Annotated in this window: 3 protein-coding genes; all 3 read right to left on the bottom strand. The window is 47.4% G+C overall.

From position 1 onward, the window contains the following. Positions 1-400: transposase (locus DEM91_RS12490; RefSeq protein WP_249859121.1), on the bottom strand; the 400-nt coding region annotated here is incomplete at its 3' end. A 60-nt stretch (positions 401-460) separates the two neighbouring features. Continuing rightward, positions 461-796 carry a hypothetical protein gene (locus DEM91_RS12485; RefSeq protein WP_249859120.1) on the bottom strand — a complete coding sequence of 112 codons (336 nt, stop codon included), beginning with the start codon at positions 794-796 and terminating at the stop codon, positions 461-463. Positions 797-832: 36 nt separating this feature from the next. Continuing rightward, entirely contained in the window at positions 833-1,423 is a 591-nt protein-coding gene (locus DEM91_RS12480) for a transposase (protein WP_249859119.1), read from the bottom strand. Positions 1,424-1,529: the final 106 nt, after the last annotated feature.

Here is a 1,529-nt window from a genome sequence, read left to right as displayed (position 1 = left end):
ATCGAATTTGACGATAATACTCTTTTTGAAGTCTCTCGACCCTGTTTTTTTCAAAAAAGAAACAAAGAAGTCCCCTTAGAAACTTCATTATGTTTTTAGCGAAGAAGCAAGCTCCTATCCATGTGTCAGCCGTATCGTTTAGTTTCGCCCGGATGTCGTTTGCCCGGTAAACTCTCTTGGAGGTTCCAAACGTGGCTTCAATCCAGTTCCTCTCACCGACAGCCCTTCTCTTGTCCTCCGCATGCTCATCGTTTTCTTCTTTCGGTGGCCGGCCAAGCGGATGGTTGTAACAGTCGACGTGGCATGCCTTGATATACTTTCTGTTCTCCTTTCCAAGGTAGAGCTTGTCGGCCTGAACCTCCCGTGGGAGCATGCCGAAACGCTTTTTGTAGAGTTCCATCTGGGTGACGAGGTCGGACGACTCGTTGTATGCGTCCCAGCTGAGATGATCCACATAAGTCTAGCCGTTGACGATGCTGGCACCAACCTTTGCCCCAAACTCGACCTTGGCCTTTGCCTTGCCCCTGACGATGGGACGGAGGTGAGGTTGGTAGATACTGATGATGCAATCGGCACATCTGCGGACATTCTGCTCGAACATCATTTTCTGCTGTTCATACATCTTGAATGCTGCATTGAGACATTTGAAGTCATGCCGACTGAAACATGAGAGAAGGTCACTTGTGTGTCTGCCGAGAAAATCAAGAAACGTCTGGAAATCAGCCTTCAAGCAACGTATCTGGATCAGCATGGTCTTGTCTATGAGCTTCTTCCCCTTGCGCTTTTTCTTAATCAAGCAGATGAAAGCCTGGCGGGCTTCCGCACGGTGGTTCTACGGCTTCTTTATATTGTGGCGGGTACAGAATTTGTCAAGAAAGCGGTCTATCAGTCTGCTGCCGTCCTCCAAAAGGTTTGAGTCGGTCGGATAGCAAACCTCGGCATCGCAGCAGGTGGCGTCAACTCTCATCGTGCCGCCATGGTCGTTGCCGTCCTCGTCCGTGCGCTCCCTCTTCGGCTTGCTTCCATCCACCTCCGCCAGCATCAAGGTAAGCATATTGAAGAAATCATGGTCAAGACGCTTGCGGACAAGGACGAACAACTCGGGAACGAAAACTGGCTTTTCCATGAACTTGTCAAGACCGAACAGATATTGCATATAAGGGTTCTCCTGAATGGCCTGAATAGTCTTCTCGTCACTCAAATTCTCCACATGCTTCACTATCAAGGCACCTACCACCATGCGAGCCGGCTTGTTGCTCGCGCCGCAATGACTGTTCTTCAGGTGCTTGTTATATTCCTTCTCAATCCTGTCCCATGGAAGGTTGTCTGCAAGTTTGCCCCAGCGGTTCAACTTGCTCAACCCTGAGAGGGACTCTTGGAGTTCAAATAAGTTGTGACTACGATATTGAGAGTAGAATTTCATTTTACGTCGTTAATGTTTTAACAACCAAAGGTAGTCATTTTTGGTGAATTACACAAATAATATAAAGTATATATTGTTGAATTTCAATGGCTTATATTTATTTAGT

Origin of the sequence: Prevotella sp. TCVGH (genome assembly GCF_023522295.1) — a bacterium.
Taxonomy (GTDB): Bacteria; Bacteroidota; Bacteroidia; order Bacteroidales; family Bacteroidaceae; genus Prevotella; species Prevotella timonensis.
Note: the sequence above shows the minus strand (reverse complement) of the source record. Positions and strands in the feature narration are given on the sequence as shown.

Excerpts from the sequence above, each read along its gene's own strand:
- DEM91_RS12480 (WP_249859119.1), bottom strand. The coding sequence starts at position 1,423 with ATGAAATTCTACTCTCAATATCGTAGTCACAACTTATTTGAACTCCAA.